Consider the following 935-nt stretch of genomic DNA (forward strand, 5'->3'; position numbering starts at 1 on the left):
ATGGCCTGAAACGCGTGCCCGAGATCGCGTGAAATCACTGCCCAAGTTCCGCGAAATACGCACTCTTGCGAATGGGGTCTATGAACGTTGCGATGACAGTACGGGCAAGGTGCAGTCAGTTTTTCACGAAGCCTGTGAAGACCTGATCGATCTGGCCGAGGTTGCCGCGCCGGACCCGCTTGTCCTGGCAGACCAGTTGCTGGAGGCCTTGGCCGATGATGATTATGGGCATTATCCAACTTTGATATCAGGTCTTGCTTCAGTCTTGGGTTCAGAAGGATTGCAGCACCTTAAAGCTGGGATCACCACTTCGGGAATTGATCTGTCGAACAACTACGCGCTGCGCATGGCGCTCGAGCAGATTGCGGATGTCGAAGGTGATGTAGACGCCTACATTGACCAACAAAGTGATCTGGCACGAAAGGCACCACAGGTTGCTGCTGAAATCGCGCGTCGTCTTCTTGAAGCGGGGCGGGTTGAGGAAGCATGGGAGGCCATCAATGCGCCCGATGAGAAAGATCGCGGATGGATTCCCTATGACTGGGAAGTGACCCGGATCAGCGTGATGCACGCGATGGGGCAAACCGAAGCAGCGCGTGACTTTATGTGGACGTGTTTTGCACGCAGCCTAAATGCAGACCATCTACGCGCATGGCTCAGCGGACTACCTGATTTTGAAGACGTCGAAGCAGAGAGCCGAGCCCTTGAACACGCGCTTGGGTTTGAGAGTTTCACGACAGCTCTCCATTTTCTGATGACTTGGCCCGCGATTGAGCAGGCTGCAGTTCTTATCACAAACCGTGCCGCAGAGATTGATGGAAATCACTATGAGCTTTTGGGACCGGTGTCCGACGCCCTTGAGGATCGCCATCCAGAGCTATGCCCGAAAGTTGGTGACGGCGTGATCAGGCGGCACTTTGAAGTTGCTTGATCCC

1 protein-coding gene is annotated in these 935 nt (G+C 54.7%); it reads left to right on the forward strand.

Features of this window, described 5'->3' with window-relative positions; translation table 11 throughout:
* Positions 1 to 931: DUF6880 family protein (locus tag E2L05_RS20560; protein WP_341776766.1), on the forward strand; the 931-nt coding region annotated here is incomplete at its 5' end.
* Positions 932 to 935 lie beyond the last annotated feature (4 nt).

This window comes from Meridianimarinicoccus aquatilis (genome assembly GCF_004358675.1).
GTDB lineage: Bacteria > Pseudomonadota > Alphaproteobacteria > Rhodobacterales > Rhodobacteraceae > Meridianimarinicoccus > Meridianimarinicoccus aquatilis.